Source organism: Pseudomonas abietaniphila (assembly GCF_900100795.1).
Classification (GTDB): Bacteria; Pseudomonadota; Gammaproteobacteria; order Pseudomonadales; family Pseudomonadaceae; genus Aquipseudomonas; species Aquipseudomonas abietaniphila.
In genome coordinates, this window is record NZ_FNCO01000011.1 from 137,697 (window position 1) to 155,198 (window position 17,502).

At 61.5% G+C, this 17,502-nt stretch carries 11 protein-coding genes and 1 pseudogene; 5 read left to right on the plus strand and 7 right to left on the minus strand.

The features are described from left to right. Window positions 1–123: 123 nt before the first annotated feature. The 5 genes and pseudogenes from BLS87_RS35300 to BLS87_RS20960 all read right to left on the minus strand — a co-directional run bounded on the left by BLS87_RS35300 (window position 124) and on the right by BLS87_RS20960 (window position 5,730). The gene (locus tag BLS87_RS35300; protein ID WP_425262240.1) at window positions 124–1,005 is read right to left on the minus strand and encodes a methyl-accepting chemotaxis protein; all 882 of its coding nucleotides are present in this window, start codon (window positions 1,003–1,005) and stop codon (window positions 124–126) included. Between the two features lie 27 nt (window positions 1,006–1,032). Continuing rightward, a pseudogene (locus BLS87_RS35305) lies at window positions 1,033–2,094 on the minus strand (methyl-accepting chemotaxis protein); the annotation flags it as partial. A gap of 311 nt (window positions 2,095–2,405) precedes the next feature. Further along, on the minus strand, window positions 2,406–3,335 hold the full coding sequence (locus BLS87_RS20950) for a S66 peptidase family protein (RefSeq protein ID WP_074755195.1): 930 nt from the start codon (window positions 3,333–3,335) through the stop codon (window positions 2,406–2,408). Between the two features lie 72 nt (window positions 3,336–3,407). Next, window positions 3,408–4,880, minus strand: coding sequence for a mechanosensitive ion channel domain-containing protein (locus tag BLS87_RS20955; RefSeq protein WP_074755197.1), 1,473 nt, complete (start codon window positions 4,878–4,880; stop codon window positions 3,408–3,410). Between the two features lie 76 nt (window positions 4,881–4,956). Continuing rightward, window positions 4,957–5,730: an SDR family oxidoreductase gene (locus tag BLS87_RS20960; RefSeq protein ID WP_074755199.1), complete on the minus strand. Its 774-nt coding sequence runs from the start codon at window positions 5,728–5,730 to the stop codon at window positions 4,957–4,959. A 179-nt stretch (window positions 5,731–5,909) separates the two neighbouring features. Here BLS87_RS20960 and BLS87_RS20965 point away from each other — a divergent pair, with 179 nt between their 5' ends. Continuing rightward, the gene (locus BLS87_RS20965) at window positions 5,910–6,485 is read left to right on the plus strand and encodes a TetR/AcrR family transcriptional regulator (RefSeq protein WP_074755201.1); all 576 of its coding nucleotides are present in this window, start codon (window positions 5,910–5,912) and stop codon (window positions 6,483–6,485) included. A gap of 517 nt (window positions 6,486–7,002) precedes the next feature. Here BLS87_RS20965 and BLS87_RS20970 read toward each other — a convergent pair. Then, window positions 7,003–7,764 (minus strand): SDR family oxidoreductase, encoded by a 762-nt coding sequence (locus BLS87_RS20970; RefSeq protein WP_074755203.1) that lies wholly within the window; start codon window positions 7,762–7,764, stop codon window positions 7,003–7,005. Window positions 7,765–8,011: 247 nt separating this feature from the next. On the opposite strand from BLS87_RS20970, the gene BLS87_RS20975 reads away from it, so the two are divergent. From BLS87_RS20975 to BLS87_RS20990, 4 genes are all read left to right on the plus strand, one after another. After that, entirely contained in the window at window positions 8,012–9,016 is a 1,005-nt protein-coding gene (locus BLS87_RS20975) for an NADP-dependent oxidoreductase (protein WP_074755205.1), read from the plus strand. A gap of 152 nt (window positions 9,017–9,168) precedes the next feature. Beyond that, complete coding sequence (locus tag BLS87_RS20980; protein WP_074755207.1) at window positions 9,169–11,331, plus strand: TonB-dependent receptor; 2,163 nt, start codon at window positions 9,169–9,171, stop codon at window positions 11,329–11,331. Between the two features lie 248 nt (window positions 11,332–11,579). Then, the gene (gene pssA, locus BLS87_RS20985) at window positions 11,580–12,923 is read left to right on the plus strand and encodes a CDP-diacylglycerol--serine O-phosphatidyltransferase (protein ID WP_074755209.1); all 1,344 of its coding nucleotides are present in this window, start codon (window positions 11,580–11,582) and stop codon (window positions 12,921–12,923) included. A 5-nt stretch (window positions 12,924–12,928) separates the two neighbouring features. After that, complete coding sequence (locus BLS87_RS20990) at window positions 12,929–13,603, plus strand: TetR/AcrR family transcriptional regulator (RefSeq protein WP_074755211.1); 675 nt, start codon at window positions 12,929–12,931, stop codon at window positions 13,601–13,603. 284 nt (window positions 13,604–13,887) lie between these two features. Here the strand turns inward: BLS87_RS20990 and BLS87_RS20995 are convergent, their stop codons facing one another. Then, window positions 13,888–17,490, minus strand: a complete 3,603-nt coding sequence (locus BLS87_RS20995; protein ID WP_244165879.1) for a molybdopterin cofactor-binding domain-containing protein — start codon at window positions 17,488–17,490, stop codon at window positions 13,888–13,890. Window positions 17,491–17,502 lie beyond the last annotated feature (12 nt).

Below are 17,502 nucleotides of genomic sequence, written 5' to 3' on the forward strand. Positions count from 1 at the left end.
TGTGGGAGCGAATTCATTCGCGAGACGTCGGTACAGACAACCGGAAGTCATCGTTTGAAAAAACGCATCGCGAATGAATTCGCTCCTACAAAGGTCATCCGGCGTAGGCAGTGCAACTCAGGCTCACAACCTGAAATGCCCCACCATCCCTTTCAATTCCATGCCCAGTGACGCCAGCTCAATGCTGGACGCAGCATTGCCCCGCATCGCCACGGCGGACTGATCGGCGCTGGCACGGATGCTGGTGACGCTGCGGTTGATCTCTTCGGCCACAGAGCTCTGCTCTTCGGCCGCCGCCGCGATCTGCTGGTTCATCTGCTGGATCAACGACACCGCCGCGGCAATGCTGCCCAGCGCGCTTTCGGTTTGCAGCGCGTCGCTGACGGCCAGCTTCACCAGTTCACCGCTGCTTTGAATCTGTGCCACCGACGCCTGCGCGCCACTTTGCAGGCTTGTCACCAGGCGCTCGATTTCCTCGGTCGATTGCTGGGTGCGCTTGGCCAGGGCCCGCACTTCATCCGCCACCACCGCAAAGCCCCTGCCCTGTTCGCCCGCCCGCGCGGCTTCGATGGCGGCGTTGAGGGCCAGCAGGTTGGTTTGTTCGGCAACGCTTTTGATCACCCCCAGCACCTTGCCGATGTTCTGGATCTCGGCACTGAGGTTTTCGATGCTGTGACTGGCCGAGTTGGCCGAGGTCGCCAGTTGCTCGATGCGCTGCATGCTCTGACGCACCACTGCCTGACCGCTGTCGACCTTGGTGTCGGCGGTCTGCGCGGCCAGGGCGGCTTCCTCGGCATTGCGCGCAACGTCGTGCACGGTCGCCGTCATCTGGTTCATGGCCGTGGCCACTTGTTCGGTTTCTTCTTTCTGGGAGCTGACTTCCAGGTTGGTCTGCTCGGTGACGGCCGACAAGGAATGCGCCGAGCTCGCCAGTTGTTCGATCCCCGCTTGCAGACCGCTGACGATCCCGCTCAACCCTGCGCCCATCTGCTGCATGGCCTGCATCAACTGACCAATCTCATCCTTGCGCGTGACCTGTACAGTGCCGCTCAGGTCGCCGGCGGCAATGCGCTGGGCGATGGCAATGACGCTGCGCAGTGGCGCAACAATGATCCGGGTAATGACGAACGAAGCGATCAGGCCGACGATCAACGCCAGCACCGAGGAACCAATGATCTTCATCGAGTTGGCCTGCAGCTCGCCCATCATCGACTGATCTTCCGCGTCATACGCCTGATTCACTTGCTGCACGACGGTTTTGGCGTTGGCAGCCAGTTGCTGGGAAACCTTGGCCTCGTCGGCCAACAGGCCGGTGTACTCGTTGAGCTTATCGCCGAAGTTGGTGATGTGCCCGCTGACCTCGGTCAATACCGTGAGGTAGCCGGGATCCTTGATCACGCCCTTGAGTTGCTCGGCAGACTCTTGCGCTTGCACTGTCTGTTCAATTTTGCCGGTTTTGGCCTCTTCGCCTGAACCGGTCTTGCGGCTCTTGTCCAGGCGCACGCGGGCCTCGTCCATGGCCTGCATCATCAATTTGGAAATCTGGCTGACCTGGGCCGATTGCTCGATGAACTCCGAGCCTTGCTGGCCTTGGGAATCCTTCAGCGTATAGGCGCCGTCGTCGGCAAGGCCGGCCTGCAACACGTCGAGGTTGTTGGCAACGCTGGACACCGACCAGCTGGCCATTTCCAGTGCCAGGTCCTTGCTCTGACTGATGCTGACGAATTCGTCGAAGGATTTGCGGTAGGCGGCGAGCGCTTGCTGAACCTCGGTCATGACCCGCTGATTCACCGCCGAGCTGGATTTGAGCGCTTCAGCCTGGGCGTTCAAGGCGTCGAGCCCTGCATGCAGTTCGTCGACCACCTTCGGATCGCTGTGCAGCGCGAAGTCCTGCTCAAGCAGTCGGACCCGGTTGAGACCGGTGTTGAGCGCGTTCATGTCTTTGAGACTGTCAAAATGCACGCTGATCGATCGCAGCGACCAGACCCCGATGGCGGCGACCAAGGCGGTCAACAGGAGCACCAGCACGAAGCCGATGGCCAGTTTCTTCGCCATTCCGAGATTGGCAAAACGCGTTTGCACGGCCGAAATCATACGATCAGTCCCCAGTCACAGCTAAAAGGCACACACAACGAGGCCATGTGAGCACGGCCATTCAATTTTCGTGCAGATTCGCAACGGGTCAGGCGCAAAACAAGTCTTTGACGTCGGAATAATGGCAAATAGCTACGCCAACGTCGCTTCCAGAATGGTTATCGGCGTATCCAGATTTCTCAACAGGGAGCGAGGTGCCGCAAAGCCCGCATTTAACGAGGCCATGCGACGAAAGGTAACGCGCCATGACGGCGCGAAAACGGGCTTTCAGTGACAGTTCGTGCGCAGGTAACGCTCACGCTGACCGGCGGTCAACGCGCGGCAGGTGCAACCGTCAGGGTGCCGGCGTCTGCGTCCAGAACGGCGCGGCTACCCAGCGCGACGGCGAGGTTGCGATCGCCGTGACCAATCGGCAATCCGCCCAGCAGAGGAACACCCAGATCGGCCAGTCGCTCGATCAAGACATCGGGCGGTTTGATCGGGTTGTTGCCATGGCCCGGTTCGCTGAACTGGCCGATGGCGATGCCGCCGACCCGTTGCAGAATGCCGCCGTTGCGCAGATGAGTGAGCAGACGGTCAACCCTATAGGCCAGTTCGCCGACATCTTCGATGAGCAGGATCGCGCCCTCGAGGTCCGGCATGAACGGGGTGCCGACACACGTGCTGAGCATGCTCAGGTTGCCGCCCAACAAGGTGCCTTCGACAGCGCCCGATGTCCGCACGCTGAAGGTCGGCTCAGCAGAGTCGGCCTGCACCACCATCGGTTCGGTGCTCATCAAGGCATGCCGCAATGTGCTGGCAAACTCGCCGCCTCGCTCCAGTTGCGCGGCCACCGGGCCATGAACGGTCACCAGCCCCGCGCGGTTCCACAACGCCGCGTGCAACGCCGTGATGTCGGAAAAGCCAACGACCAGCTTCGGATCGCGGCGCACGGCATCGTAGTCCAGATGCTCAAGGATTCGCTGCACGCCGTAGCCGCCTCGGTTGCACAGCACCGCACGGATCTCGGGGTCGGCCAGGGCGTCGTTAAGGTCTGCGGCACGGTTGGCGTCGCTGCCTGCGAGAAAATGCTCGGCGTCCAGCGCATGGGGGTAAACCCGTGGCCGCAAACCCCAGGACGTCAACTCACGCACCGCCGCTTGAACCCTCGCCTCGGCCACAGGACCGGCAGGCGACACCAGCGCCAAGGCATCGCCCGCGCGCAAGACGTTGGGGTTGAGGATCGTGCGGGATACAGGCATTTCAAGGACTCGGCTGACGTTCGAATGAACCGGCAATGTAGAGCACTCCCTTTCTTGAATCCAGCGTCGGGCTCAACTCATCTTGTCGGTCGGGCCCTGATCCCGGTTGACCTGAAAACGCGTGACGCTCTTGCGCAGCCAGCCGAGAAACCCGCTGGGATCGACGATCACCGGTTTTGTCTCCAGCATCGCGGCACGTGCCTTGGCGCGGAATTTCGCCAGGCCGGCCAGCGCACCGATCAGCTCGGGATGGGCCTCCAGCCAGGGTTCCAGATCAGCTTTCTCGATGCGGTAAACCATGCAATCGGTGTACGCGCAAAAACGCCCCACGGTGGGCGTGCCGTCCACAAACCCGGTTTCACCGAGCAATTCGCCCGGCCCCATGCGACCGACTTCCAGCCAGCCCTCCGGGCGCTGGATCGCCACCGAGATCACACCCGACTCAACGATGTACAGCGCGTCGGGAATCACCCCTTCGGCCAGTACCACGTCCTTCGCCGAATAGGCGGCGAGTCGCATGTGCTGCTCAAGCTGTGCGCGGTCATCGTCACTGAGCATACGCAACGCGCCCACCGTATTGAGCACAGCGGACTGCCGCGTCGCGGGCCGCAACTGATCCATCCGCGTTTCGGTCGAGGCCAGTTGCCGGTGAATCAGGTCAAACAGTTGATTGCGCACGGCTGAACGACGATCTCGGGATTTCACGTACCCGGTCACTTCATATTCGACGCTGCGCAGCCCCGACTTCACCACCACCGCCGATGGCTTGGGTTGTGCGAGTAACTCACGGCAACCCAGCAGCGCTTTGTCCAGCGAGTCCAGCACCACGCTGGGGCGCAACCGCGTGGGCAGTTCGATGGACAGGGTGACGGAATGAAAGTGGTCGGGGCGGCTGAAGTTGACGATGCGCGTTTTCGCCGCCATGGCGTTCGGGATCACCGCCATGCTGCCTTCGGAGGTCAGCAAATGCGTCGAGCGCCAGTCGATCTCGATGACTTTGCCTTCGATGTCGTCGACCCGAATCCAGTCATCGACGCGAAACGGCTTGGTCGCATTGAGGACGATCCCGGAAAACACGTCGCCCAGCGTACTTTGCACCGCCAGACCGAAAATGATCGCCACGGCGCCCGAGGTTGCGAGCAGGCCTTTGACCGGCAGGTCCAGTACATAGCCCGCAGCGGCCACGGCAGCCACCAGGAAAATGATCGCGCCCATGACGTCTTGCAGCAAATGGCCCTTGCCGCCGATGCGCGGCTCCATGACCACCACCGCCAGAACCGTCAAGGTCCGTGCGCCGAACAGCCACCATGTGATGGTCAGGATCGTTCCGAGCACATGCCGCGGCACCGACCAGTCCATCGGCACCGGATACAGCGGGCTCAAACCGCCATCGAGCAGCGCCATGCTGAACATCACGAACAGCACCAGCCGAAGCACCAGCTTGCGCCGCAGCAGTCGGGGATGCATCCATTGCCACAGCACCAGATCAACGATCAGCAGCAGCGACGCGCTGAGCAACGGATAAGCGAACCACAGGTGATCCATCGAAGCTCCCGGAAGGTAAACAGCCCAAGGAGCTTAGCTGAATACCGTCGCAGGGGAGCCTCAGAACAACGAGGGATCAGCCGCGAAACAGCGGAATACCCCATGGCGCGCCGATGTTGCCGCCATCGACCACGATCTCGGCGGCGGTCATGCCGGACGAGGCGTTCGATGCCAGGAACATCACGGCCTGGGCCAGTTCTTCAGGATCGGAGAAGCGGCCCATCGGAATGCGCGGTGCGATGGCTTTTTCAGTGGCATCGACCGTGGCGCCTGCACGTGAACCGCGTGTCCAGATCGGCGTGCGGGTGGCACCCGGGATCACGGTGTTGACGCGAATCCCCTTGGGCGCCAGCTCCGACGCAAACACTTTGGCCATCGAGGTGATCGCGCCCTTGGTGGCCGAATAGGCGGACGAGCCCGGCGAGCCGAGTTCGCGCATGACCGAGCCGTTGAGGATTACCGAGCTGCCTTCTTTCAGCAGCGGCAACACGCCCTGCACCGTGAAGAACACCGACGTCAGGTTGGTGCGCACGATCGACTCGAACGCTTCGAGGGTGGTGCTGCCCAGCGGGGTCGCGCCAGAGATACCGGCGTTGGCGAATACCACATCAAGGCTGCCGAACGCTTCGCTGATTTTCTTCACCACCACATCGATGTCGGCGAGGTTGTTCACGTCGGCCTTGATGCCCAATACATCGCCGCCCAACTCGGCCACGGCTGCATCGAGTTTGGCTTGATCGCGACCGGTGATGGCGACACGCGCACCGTTTTCCAACAGCAGTCTCGCCGTGGCCAGGCCAATGCCGCTGTTGCCGCCGGTGATCAGAATGGTTTTGCCGTTGACGCTCATGGTAGCTCCTTGAAGCTCATGCAAAGGATGGGAGGCCCGGTGTTTGCCGAACCGCTATGGAGCACAACCATACGCCTATTTTGGATTTCGTCCATACTCCAAATAAAAAATTTCCCAGACGGTATTTGGCGTATGATCGCTCACCATATCGTTACGAAAAGCAGTCACCGGAGATTTCCATGTCGCGCTCACAGGCAGAGAAAGCCGTCATTCACGAACACATCGTCAACCTCGCAGCCGAGCGTTTCCGAGAAGTCGGGCTGAACGGCATCGGTGTGGCCGACCTGATGAAAGAGGCAGGCCGAACCGGCGGCGGCTTCTACAAGCATTTCGAATCACGGGAAAAGTTAGTCGAAGAAGCGTTGCAGTGCGCGTTCAACAAGCGCACCAAGGCGCTGGAAAAATACACCGATCCGGAATCGACCCTGACCCTGACCGATCTGGTGGACAGTTACCTGAGCGAGCGGCACCTGAACGACCCGGGGTCGGGCTGCGCCTTGGCCGCCGTGATGAATGATGTCGCGCGCAGCAGCGATTCGATCCGTGAGGTGTACACGCAGGAGTTGCAGAAGGAACTGGCGGTGATCACGGCGTTGACAAGCAGTAAGCAGCCCTCGAAGAAGCGCGCTCAGGCGCTGTTGGCCATGTGCACGTTGGTCGGGGCAATCGGGTTGTCGCGTGCGGTGACGGATGAGGGGTTGGCGCAGGAGTTGTTGAATACCGGCAAGACGTTGCTGAAAGCGCTGGATGCGTAAAGGCTGCTGCGGTGTTTTTGCGTTGGCTGGAGATATCGCGATCGACGCATTCCCTGTAGGAGACGTCGGAGGTTACGACGGCAGCGAATGCGGCGTGGCAGTTCGCATTATCGGGACGGTCCTGCCGCGCTTTCACCTCAATCGCGGAATAAACACAAAGCCTGTGTGTGAGCTTGCTCACGAATAGTTTGCTGATCGTTCCGCACGCTCCGCGTGGGAATGCATTTTCCGACGCTCTGCGTCGAAACCGAATTGCACAGAGCGTCATGGGCGGCCTTAAAAACGCGGTGGGTCAGTTGCCTCAAGGTCGACTGACACACCGCATTCGCGACCGTCGTAACCTCCGATTGCTCCTACAGGTTGTGTGTCGATCCGCAGAACCGTGACGATCCCGGAGACTGTGGGAGTCAACTTGCTGACGAATGCGGTGTGTCATTCAGCATGGATATGTCTGACCCACCGCATTCATCGGAACGCCGCCCACCGCCTGCAGGCAACCCATGTCTGATCTGTGGAATTAAAAAGCCGTGACACCGCCATCGACCGCCAGTGAATGACCGGTGGTGAAGGCTGCGCCGTCGCTGCACAGGTACAACACGGCGGCGGCGATTTCTTCGACTTTGCCGATCCGGCCGACCGGGTGCATGGTGGCGGCAAACTCGGCTTTGCGCGGGTCGGCTTCGTGGGCGCGGCGGAACATGTCGGTGTCGATCACCGCGGGGCATACGGCGTTGACCCGGATCTGCTTCTTGGCGTATTCGATGGCCGCCGATTTGGTCAGCCCGATCACGGCGTGTTTGGACGCGGCGTAGATGCTCATCTTCGGCGCGGCACCCAGTCCGGCGACGGAGGCGGTGTTGACGATTGCGCCACCGCCCTGCGCGAGCATGACCGGCAACTGGTACTTCATGCACAGCCACACACCTTTGACGTTGACGCCCATGATCGCGTCGAATTCAGCTTCGCTGCCCTCCGCCAGACGGCCTTTTTCGATCTCGATGCCGGCGTTGTTGAACGCATAGTCCACGCGACCGTACGCTTCCACGGCGTTGACCATCATCTGTTGCACGTCCCCTTCCCGGGTCACGTCGCAGCGCAGGAACAGGGCTTCGCCGCCGGCGTGGCGAATCAGCTCAGCGGTGCCCTCCCCGCCCTCGGCATCCAGGTCGACGGCAACGACTTTCAGGCCCTGTTCGGCAAAGGCCAACGCGGTCGCCCGACCAATGCCTGCGGCTGCGCCAGTGACCAGGGCCACCTGTCCGGAAAACGTCATGCTCATGGAATCGTCCTGTGTTGTCGTTTTTTTCAGGAAGGCTTACAGCCCGTTGCGAAGGAGTTTATCCATGGGATAGGGCATCCGGTCAGCACTATCAAAGCCCCGGTTACGGGATCATGAACACGGGTGATATTGACCCGCCGACAGCATCATCGGCATGGATCGTTGCGCATTCGCCTTGCGGTCTTTGCTTGCCCATCATCGATTCCAGGTCTATCACTGGCCTTTCCCTTTCATTCAGGACCCTGCCATGACTGCGCTGAACAACCGCCAATTCCTTCTCGCCCGCCGTCCAGCGGGCCCCGCCAGCCGGGATGACTTCACCTTTCAGACGGTGCCGGTTGCCGAGCCCGCGTCGGGGCAGATCGTGGTCAAAGCCGAGTACCTGTCGCTGGACCCGGCCATGCGTGGCTGGATGAACGAAGGCAAGTCATACATTGCGCCGGTCGAACTGGGCGCGGTGATGCGCGCGCTGGGCGTGGGCAAGGTCGTTGAATCGCAGAACCCGGCCTTCGCGGTCGGCGATTACGTGCAGGGCGTTCTGGGCGTGCAAGACTATTTCGTGGGCGAGCCCAAGGGCTTCCACAAAGTCGACCCTAAACTGTTGCCGCTGCCGGTGTACCTGGCGGCGCTGGGCATGACTGGCATGTCGGCGTATTTCGCCCTGCTTGAAGTGGGTCAGCCGAAAGAAGGCGAGACCGTCGTCATTTCGGGTGCAGCGGGTGCGGTAGGCAGCGTGGCCGGGCAGATCGCGAAAATCAAAGGCTGCCGCGTGATCGGTATCGCGGGTGGCCAGGACAAATGCAAAACGCTGATCAATGAGTTCGGCTTTGACGGAGCGATCGATTACAAGAGCGAAGACATCCATGCAGCACTGAAACGTGAATGCCCGAATGGGATCGACGTGTATTTCGACAACGTCGGCGGCGACATCCTCGATGCCGTGCTGACCCGACTCGCCTTGAAGGCGCGCGTGGTGATCTGCGGCGCGATCAGTCAGTACAACAACAAGGAAGCCGTCAAAGGCCCGGCCAATTACCTGTCACTGCTGGTCAACCGCGCCCGCATGGAAGGTTTTGTGGTCATGGATCACGCCGCGAACTTTCAGAAGGCAGGCAAGGAGATGGCCGGCTGGCTGGCACAGGGCAAGCTCAAGAGCAAAGAACACGTCGTCGAAGGGCTGGAGACATTCCCGGAAACCTTGCAGATGCTGTTCAAGGGTGAGAACAACGGGAAGCTTGTTTTGAAGGTGTAAGCCACCCAAAACGAGGATGTGAAAAAAATGTAAAAAAACAACATCAAAGTGATAACAATTCGCAATCACTTCCTGATAGCATCTGCGCCGAAGAAACATTCGCATTGCCAGGGAGGCTTTTCGCAGACTAGACATCTACAGGAAGCTTCCCGATGGCCCTACGCCTCCCCTCCCGCCCGACATTGCTCGCGCTGTGCTGCTCGGTCAGTGCTAGCGCCTACGCGGCCGATCAAGCCATCGAACTGGGCGCGACCGCCGTCGATGCTCAAGCCATTCAGCAGGCCCCAGGCGCTCTGCCGGAGGCATTCGCGGGCGGCCAGGTCGCACGAGGCGGGCAAATGGGCGTGCTGGGTAATCAGGACAACATGAGCGTGCCGTTCACGATGACCAGCTACACCTCGAAGCTCATTGAGGACCAGCAGGCTGAAAACGTGGGCGATGTGTTGCTGAACGACCCGTCGGTGCGTCAGTCAGGTGGTTTCGGTAACCAGGCGCAAGCCTTTACCATCCGCGGCCTGCCACTGAACGGCGACGACATTTCGTTTAACGGTCTTTACGGCGTGCTGCCGCGTCAGATCATTTCCGTCGACTCGGTGGAACGCGTCGAAGTCTTCAAAGGCCCCAATGCCTTCATCAACGGTGCCAGCCCGACCGGCACCGGCCTGGGCGGCAGCGTCAACCTGCAACCCAAGCGCGCTCAGGACACCCCCACCCGACGCTACACCCAGGACATCAGCACCGACGGCCGTGTCGGCGAGCATCTGGACCTGGGTCAGCGCTTCGGTGAAGACAACCGTTTCGGCGCACGGGTAAACCTCAGCCAGCGCGAAGGCGAAACAGCCATCGACGATATGGATCAACGATCCAAGCTGTTCATCGGCGGGCTTGATTACCGGGGCGACAATTTCCGCCTGTCCACCGACTTTGGGTATCAGAAAGAACGCATCAACCACCTGCGCAACAACGTGCAGCTGGGCGCCGGGCTGACCGGCATTCCCCATGCACCGGACGCCGACCATAACTACGGCCAGAACTGGACTCACCAGGAAACCGAAGACACCTTCGGCATGGTGCGGGGTGAGTGGGACCTGAGCGACAGCTGGACCGCCTACCTGGCAGGCGGCGGCAAACGCACGCGAGAAGTCGGCACCTACGGCACCCCGGTCCTAAACAACGCCACGACTGGCGCGGCCACCATCGGCGGCTCGAACATCAACCACAACGAACAAAACGGCACCGTCATGGCGGGCCTGAACGGCAAGTTCCAGACCGGACCGGTCAGCCACCAGGTAGCGTTGGGTGTGTCCAGCATCTGGACCCGACAGGAAAACGGTTTCGTCTTCTACAGCGGCACACCGACCAACATCTACAACACCCCGTCCGTGCCAAAGCCCACCAACGTGACGTTTGCGTCGGGGGACCTTGGTGATCCGGATCTCGCGGGCAAGACCCGTAACCGCAGCGTTGCGCTCTCGGACACCCTAGGCTTCTTCGACGACACGTTGTTGTTGACCTACGGCGTCCGTCGGCAGCAGTTGCGTGTCGAAAACTACAGCGTCGGCACGGGGGCTCGCACCTCGCTGTACGACGACGGGATCACCACGCCGGTGTACGGCATCGTCTACAAACCGATCGACACTGTCTCCCTGTACGCCAACCGCATCGAAGGCCTGGCCCAAGGTCCGACCGCCGGCGGCACCGTACTGAACGTCGGTCAGTCATTCCCGCCAGGCCGCACCAAACAGCTTGAGGCAGGCATCAAGCTAGACATGGGTTCATTCGGCGCCAACCTCGCCGCGTTCCGTATCGAAAAACCAACCGATGGCTTCATTGACACGACGACCAACTTCTTCGTGCGCGACGGCAAACAGATCAACCGTGGCGTGGAGTTCAGCGTCTACGGAGAACCGCTTGAAGGCCTGCGCCTGCTGGCCGGCGCCACACGCCTGGAGTCGAAACTGGAAGACACGGCGGGCGGGACAACCGATGGCAACCACGCCATCGGCGTACCGACCTTCCTGATGAACGCCAGTGTCGACTGGGATGTGCCGGGCTTGCAGGGTGTTTCCTTGAACACCCGCTTCCTGCGCACAGGCGGTCAATACGCCGATCAGGCCAACAACCTCAGCCTGCCGAGCTGGAACCGCTTCGACGCCGGCGCTCGCTACGCCTTCAAGGTGGCGGAAAAGGACGTGACCTTGCGCGTCAACGTCGAGAACATCGCCAACAAGGATTACTGGGCCTCGGCCAACGGCGGTTACCTGACCCAGGGCGATCCACGTCTGGTGAAGTTCTCGGGAACCATCGATTTCTGATCATTGCGCCAAACCGCCTTTGTAGGAGCGCGCTTGCCCGCGATGGCGTCGGGTCGGTTGAATCGTCATCGACTGGCCCGACGCCATCGCGGGCAAGCGCGCTCCTACAGATGAGGGACCTGTCGCACCGACCTGCCCCGCTTGCTGAAATTTCGCTGAACAAGTCAACGATGCTGCTGCCAAAACCACCAGAGGGCGCACTCTGGTGTAAGCTCGTGCGCTGTTGATTTCGACTCATCGAGAGGCTTATGCGGGCTCCCTTCCGACGTTCTACCCTTGCAGCGCTGCGCGGCTTTGAATCGTCCAGCGCGGCCATCACCATCCTGCCCAGCGCCGCCGACTATCGCCGGACCCTGCTCGAAAAGATTGCGTCGGCCACTCAGCGCATCTGCATCGTGGCGTTGTACCTGCAGCAGGACGAAGCCGGTCAGGAAATCCTCGACGCCCTGTATGCCGCCAAAGCCGCACGGCCGAACCTCGACATCGTGGTGCTGGTCGACTGGTTCCGGGCCCAGCGCGGGTTGATCGGTGCTGGCAAACAGGCCGGGAACTCGGCGTGGTATCAGGCGCAGAACCTGGAGCACGATCAGGAGGTGCCGATCTATGGCGTGCCAGTGCAGACCCGCGAGCTGTTCGGCGTGTTGCACCTGAAGGGCAGCATCATCGACGATTGCGTCCTCTACACCGGCGCCAGCATCAACAACGTCTACCTGCACAAGCTGAACAAGTACCGCCTCGACCGCTATCAACTGCTGGAAAACAAGGCCCTGGCCGACTCTTTCCAGCGTCTGGTGACGCAGGAAATCCTGCCATCCGACGCCGTGCATCGCCTCGACCTGCCCTCGCCGCCTGCCTCTCGCAGCATTCGCGGGGAAATCCGCCAGTTCCGTCAGCGCCTCAAACGCGCCAGCTATGACATCAATGAAGGTGTCCGTGAGAACGGCGAGTTTCGCCTCATTCCGCTGCTCGGCATCGGCAGCAAAAACCCGCTGAGCAAAGTGTTGTGCGACCTGATCGCGGCAACCCAACATCAACTGACGCTGTGCACACCGTATTTCAACATGCCGCTCTCGGTGAAACGCGAGATCAACCGCGCGCTCAAGCGGGGCGTGAAGATCGACATCATCATTGGCGACAAGACCGCCAACGACTTCTTCATCCCGCCAGAGGAACCGTTCAAGGTGATCTCGGCGCTGCCTTATCTTTATGAAATCAGCCTGCGACGCTTCATGCAGAAGCATCAAACGGCCGTTGCCAGGCACCGTCTGAACATCCACCTGTGGAAAGACGGCGACAACACCTACCACCTGAAGGGGTTGTGGGCCGACGAGCGCTATACGCTGCTGACCGGCAACAACCTCAATCCTCGGGCCTTCCAGCTCGACCTGGAAAACGCGGTGCTGATCGACGACCCCAAAAGTGAATGGCTCACACCCCGCGCCGAGGAAATCGCCCTGTTGATGCGCAACACCCACCGCGTCGGCAAGTTCGACGAACTGGACACGCTGAGCGAATACCCGATGGGCGTGCGCACGTTTCTGCGCCGGGTCAGCCGGGTGCGTGTCGAACGTCTGCTGTACCGGATTCTCTGACGACCATGAGCAAGAACACCGGCGTCCGCGCGCAACAGGCCGACCAGACGCGCGCCCGCATCCTCCAGGCCGCCATCACGGTCTTCACCCGCGACGGGTACTCGGGCGGGCGCATCGAGAAGATTTCCGCCGAGGCCGAGTCCAACGACCGGATGATCTATTACTACTTCGGCAGTAAGGAAAAACTGTTCGTCAAAGTGCTTGAGCACACGTACGAGCGGTTCAACCAAGCCGAAAGCACGCTGAAGCTGGACCCGTCGACGCCCGTCGAGACGCTGCGTCAACTGGTGGCGTTCGTGTGGGACTACTACGTGACGCACCCGGAATTCGTGGCGATCCTCAGCATCGAAAACCTGCACAAGGGCAAGCACGCCAAACAGTCCAGCGAGCTGCGTCGCTTGTCCGGCGAGGCCGTGGGCGTGCTCAAACCGATCATCGAAGCAGGTCAGGAGCAAGGCCTGTTCCGGCGTGATGTGGACCTCAAGCACGTCTACCTGATGATCGCCTCGCTCTGCTACTTCTATAACTCCAACCTGCACACCCTGACCTCGTTCCTGGGCCAGGACATGGGCGCGCAGGGGCAGCGGCAGGACTGGCTGGCGTTCATTCAGGACCTGGTGGTGCGCGGAGTGAGGGTGTTGCCGAACGCGACGATTAACACCCACCCCGTGCAGGAATGATCCACGAAATGCGCTGCCCCCTGTCCTGATGGTCCCCGCGCTCCGCGTCCATGCGGTGTGTCAGACGAATCGCTTTCGCCACCGTCGTAACCTCCGGCAGCTCCCACAGGGTCATGGGGTGTCATTCAGGGCCACGCGGATTCCTGATGGTTCCCACGCTCCGCGTGGTAACCCCGTCCCGGACGCTCCGCGTCCATGCGGTGTGTCAGGCAAGTCGCTTTCGCCACCGTGTAACCTCCGGCAGCTCCCACAGGGTGATGGGGTGTCCTTCAAGGCCGGCGATGTCAGTGGGTGCCGGGATTGGCTTTCAGATGCGCCACTTTTTCCGACAACCCCGTCCACTGAGGTTCATTCGGGGCGAAGCGGCTGCGCAAGTAAGCCGCAAGATCGCTAATCTGCGTATTCGAAAGACTGTCCTTGAACCCCGGCATGTAGCCCAGATCCGGCGTCGCTGGCTTGGAAATTCCCTGCTGAATCACCTTGATCAGGTTATCCGGCAGTGCGCTGTGAACGTTGGTATTGCTCGCCAGCGACGGACTGACCCCAAACAGCTTCGGCCCCAGCCCGTCGGCGTGACAGCCCTGGCAAGACCCTTCGAACACCCGCTGACCATTGCTCAGCGATTGCGCTGAGACCGCCGCAGCAGATTCAGCCGCCGAGGCGACTTCGGTGACGGCCGGTGTCGCATCAGCCGAGCCATTCAACGAGGCGAGATACACCGCCATCGCCCGCACATCCGATGTCGGCAATTTCGCCAGTTCCGACACCACAGGCCCCATCGGTCCGGCCGCCACGCCATGGGCATCGGAATAGCCCGTGCTCAGGTAATTGAACAACTGGTCTTCGGTCCACGGCGTCGGTGCTTTCGACAGGCTGTTCAGTGCAGGCGCCTCCCAGCCGTCGACCATGCCGCCCGCCAGAAACGACGCACCGCCCTTCTCCGCACCCATCAGGTTGCGCGGTGAATGGCACGCGGCGCAGTGACCCAGACCATTGACCAGATACTGTCCGCGGTTCCACTGCGCGCTTTGCTGCGGTTGCGTCTGCACCTCGCCCTTGCGCAGAAACAGCGCGTTCCAGCCCGCCATCAACGGGCGCATGTTGAACGGGAACTGCATGCTGTTGGCCGGCTGAACCTGTTTGACCGGCGCTTGCGACATCAAATAGGCGTACAACGCCTGCATGTCGGCGTCGTCGATATTTCGGAAGGCGGTGTAGGGAAACGCCGGATATAGGTGCTTGCCGTCGCGACTGATGCCGTCACGCATCGCCCGCTCGAAAGCCGGATAGGACCAGTTGCCGATGCCGGTTTCAGGATCGGGCGTAATGTTGCTGCTGTGCAGGGTGCCGAATGGGGTTTGCATCGCCAGACCGCCCGCGTTGACGGTGCCGTCCGGTGCGGTATGACAGACCGCGCAATCCCCCGCCGAGGCCAGCAAACGCCCGCGCTCAAGCGTGGCCGCCGACCAGGTGCCCGCGTTCGGAGGTGCAATGGGGGCGATTTCGGCGCGCCATGGCAAGGCGGTCGCGGTCATGCCCAACACCGCGCCGAACGCCGCGAACAACGACCCGAACAGCCATTTCGAACGCTTGGCCCTGGGCGATTGCGGCGGGTTGCTGTTCGCCTCATCGCCTGCATTTTTCAGCGCTGCCAGGATGCGCTCGGGGGTGATCGGCAGCTCCCGAAAGCGGATGCCGGTGGCATCGTAGACCGCATTGGCGATCGCCGCAGCGCTGGGCACCGACGCCGACTCGCCCGCCCCCATCGGCGGTTCAGCCTGACGCGGCATCATCATGACGTCGACCTTGGGCACTTCCGGGAAGGTCAGGATCGGATAACCGCCCCATTCCTTGCTTGCGACCAGCGACTCCTCGAACGTCACACGCTCTTTCAGCACGCGGCTGGTGGACTGAATGACGTTGCCATGAATCTGATGCTGCACGCCCGCCGGATTGACCATCATCCCGGCGTCGTGGCCGATCACCACCCGCGTGACCGAAACATCGCCAGTGTGCTTGTCCACCGCAACGTCCGCGACCCACGCCGCCCACGCCGCACCGAAGCCGGGAAACTTGCTGTGGATGTAACGCGCGTAGGCAAAGCCCCGACCGCGAAGCACGCCGTCTTCTTCCGGGATTTGCATGGGCTGTGTGCGCGGCGACCAGTTCGCACGCTCGGCGGTGGCGCGCACCAGTTCCGAGGCGCGGTCGTCGTGCAGGTAGCGCAAACGGTACTCAACCGGATCCACCCCCGCCGCGAAAGCCAACTCATCAATGTAGGACTCGTGAGCGAAGGTGTTGGGAAGTGCCGATACACCGCGCATCCATGACGCGCGGACAATGGGCGCCATGTCGTTGATCGTGACCCGCATGTGCTCGATGTCGTACGGCGGAATCGAGGTGCGGTCGCCCATTTCGAACATGGCCGCGACCGGCTCGACGCGCCCGGTCAGCAGCAACGCCAGGGTCGGCGAGTTGTTGGACGGGTAACTGGTGATGAAGTCATAACCGGCAATGGTGCCTTCCGCCGTCAGGCCACCATCGACCTCCATCAATTGCGCCGTGCCCTTGGGCTCCCACGCGTGTTCCTGTTCGCGGGTCAGTTGCACCCGAACCGGAAGGCCGACGGCCCGCGACAGCAAGACAGCGTCGGCACACACGTCGTCGGCACAGTTGCGGCCATAGCAACCCGCCGCCTCCATGCGGATGATCTCGATCTTTTCTTCGGGGTACTCCAGCAACCAAGCCAGATCGGCGCGCAGCATGTGCGGGTTCTGCGTGCCTGACCAGACCCGGATGCCATCCTCGCGGTAATCCGCCAGCCCGCATGACGGTCCAATGGAGCCATGGATCTGGTAGGGCCAGAGATACGTGCGCTTCATCCGTTCGCTGGCGTTGGCCAGGGCTTCGTCGACATTGCCCTTGTCCAGCACCACCCGCTGAACGCTCGGGTTGTCGCGAATCGCCTGCTCAATGTCGCTCATGTCAGGCAACGGGTGCTGCCAGGGTTTCCAGGTGGCTTTCAGCTCCCGCGCGGCTTTGGCGGCCTGCTCTTCGCGCATCGCAACGACGCCGATGAAATCGCGGATCACCACAATGCGGACAATGCCGGGAATGTGCGCAATGGACGACTCATCGACCTCCAGCAGGCTGGTGCCGACAAACTCGCCCGTGTCGTAACCGGCATAGGGCGGACGAATGACACGGCCGTGGAGCATGTCGGGCAAACGCATGTCGTGGACGTAGGTCAATTCGCCGGTGGCCTTGGCCGGAATGTCGACGCGCGCTGCAACCGTTCCGACCAGGTTGTAATCTTCCAGGCGCTTGAGCGGCGCATTGCCGGAAATACGCAGCTCGACGTGCTGGTCGACCAGCAACTCGCCAAAGCGCAGGCTGCGACCATCCTGGGCACTGATCACCCCGTGTTCGATCACCAGCGAGTCCGCACTGACTCCCCAACGTTGCGCCGCCTGTTCAAGCAGGTATCGCCGCGCTTCGGCAGCGGCATTGCGCAACGGAATCGCGGAGATCTGCAACGTTGCACTGGCAATGGTCGCGCCCTGATTCGGCGCGCGCTCGGTGTCGCCCAGTATCATCGTGACCTGGTCCATGCGCAGGTCGAGCTCTTCGGCGACGATCTGCGCCAGGGAGGTGCGAATACCGGTGCCGAGGTCCACATGGCCGTTGAAGGCGTAGACCGTGTTGTCCTGGTCGATGGCGATGAACAGCCCCAGTTCCTTGGGCTTGACCGTGGGCGTGCCGCCTTTGGCGACCGGCCCTGAAGGCGGCAGGATGTCATCGACGATCAGCAGGACCCCGTTCTTGGCCAACAGGTGGTCGCGGGTCGGCGTGGGCAATGTCGTGGGAGGCGTGATGGGCTGGTTCAAGGGATTCGCTCC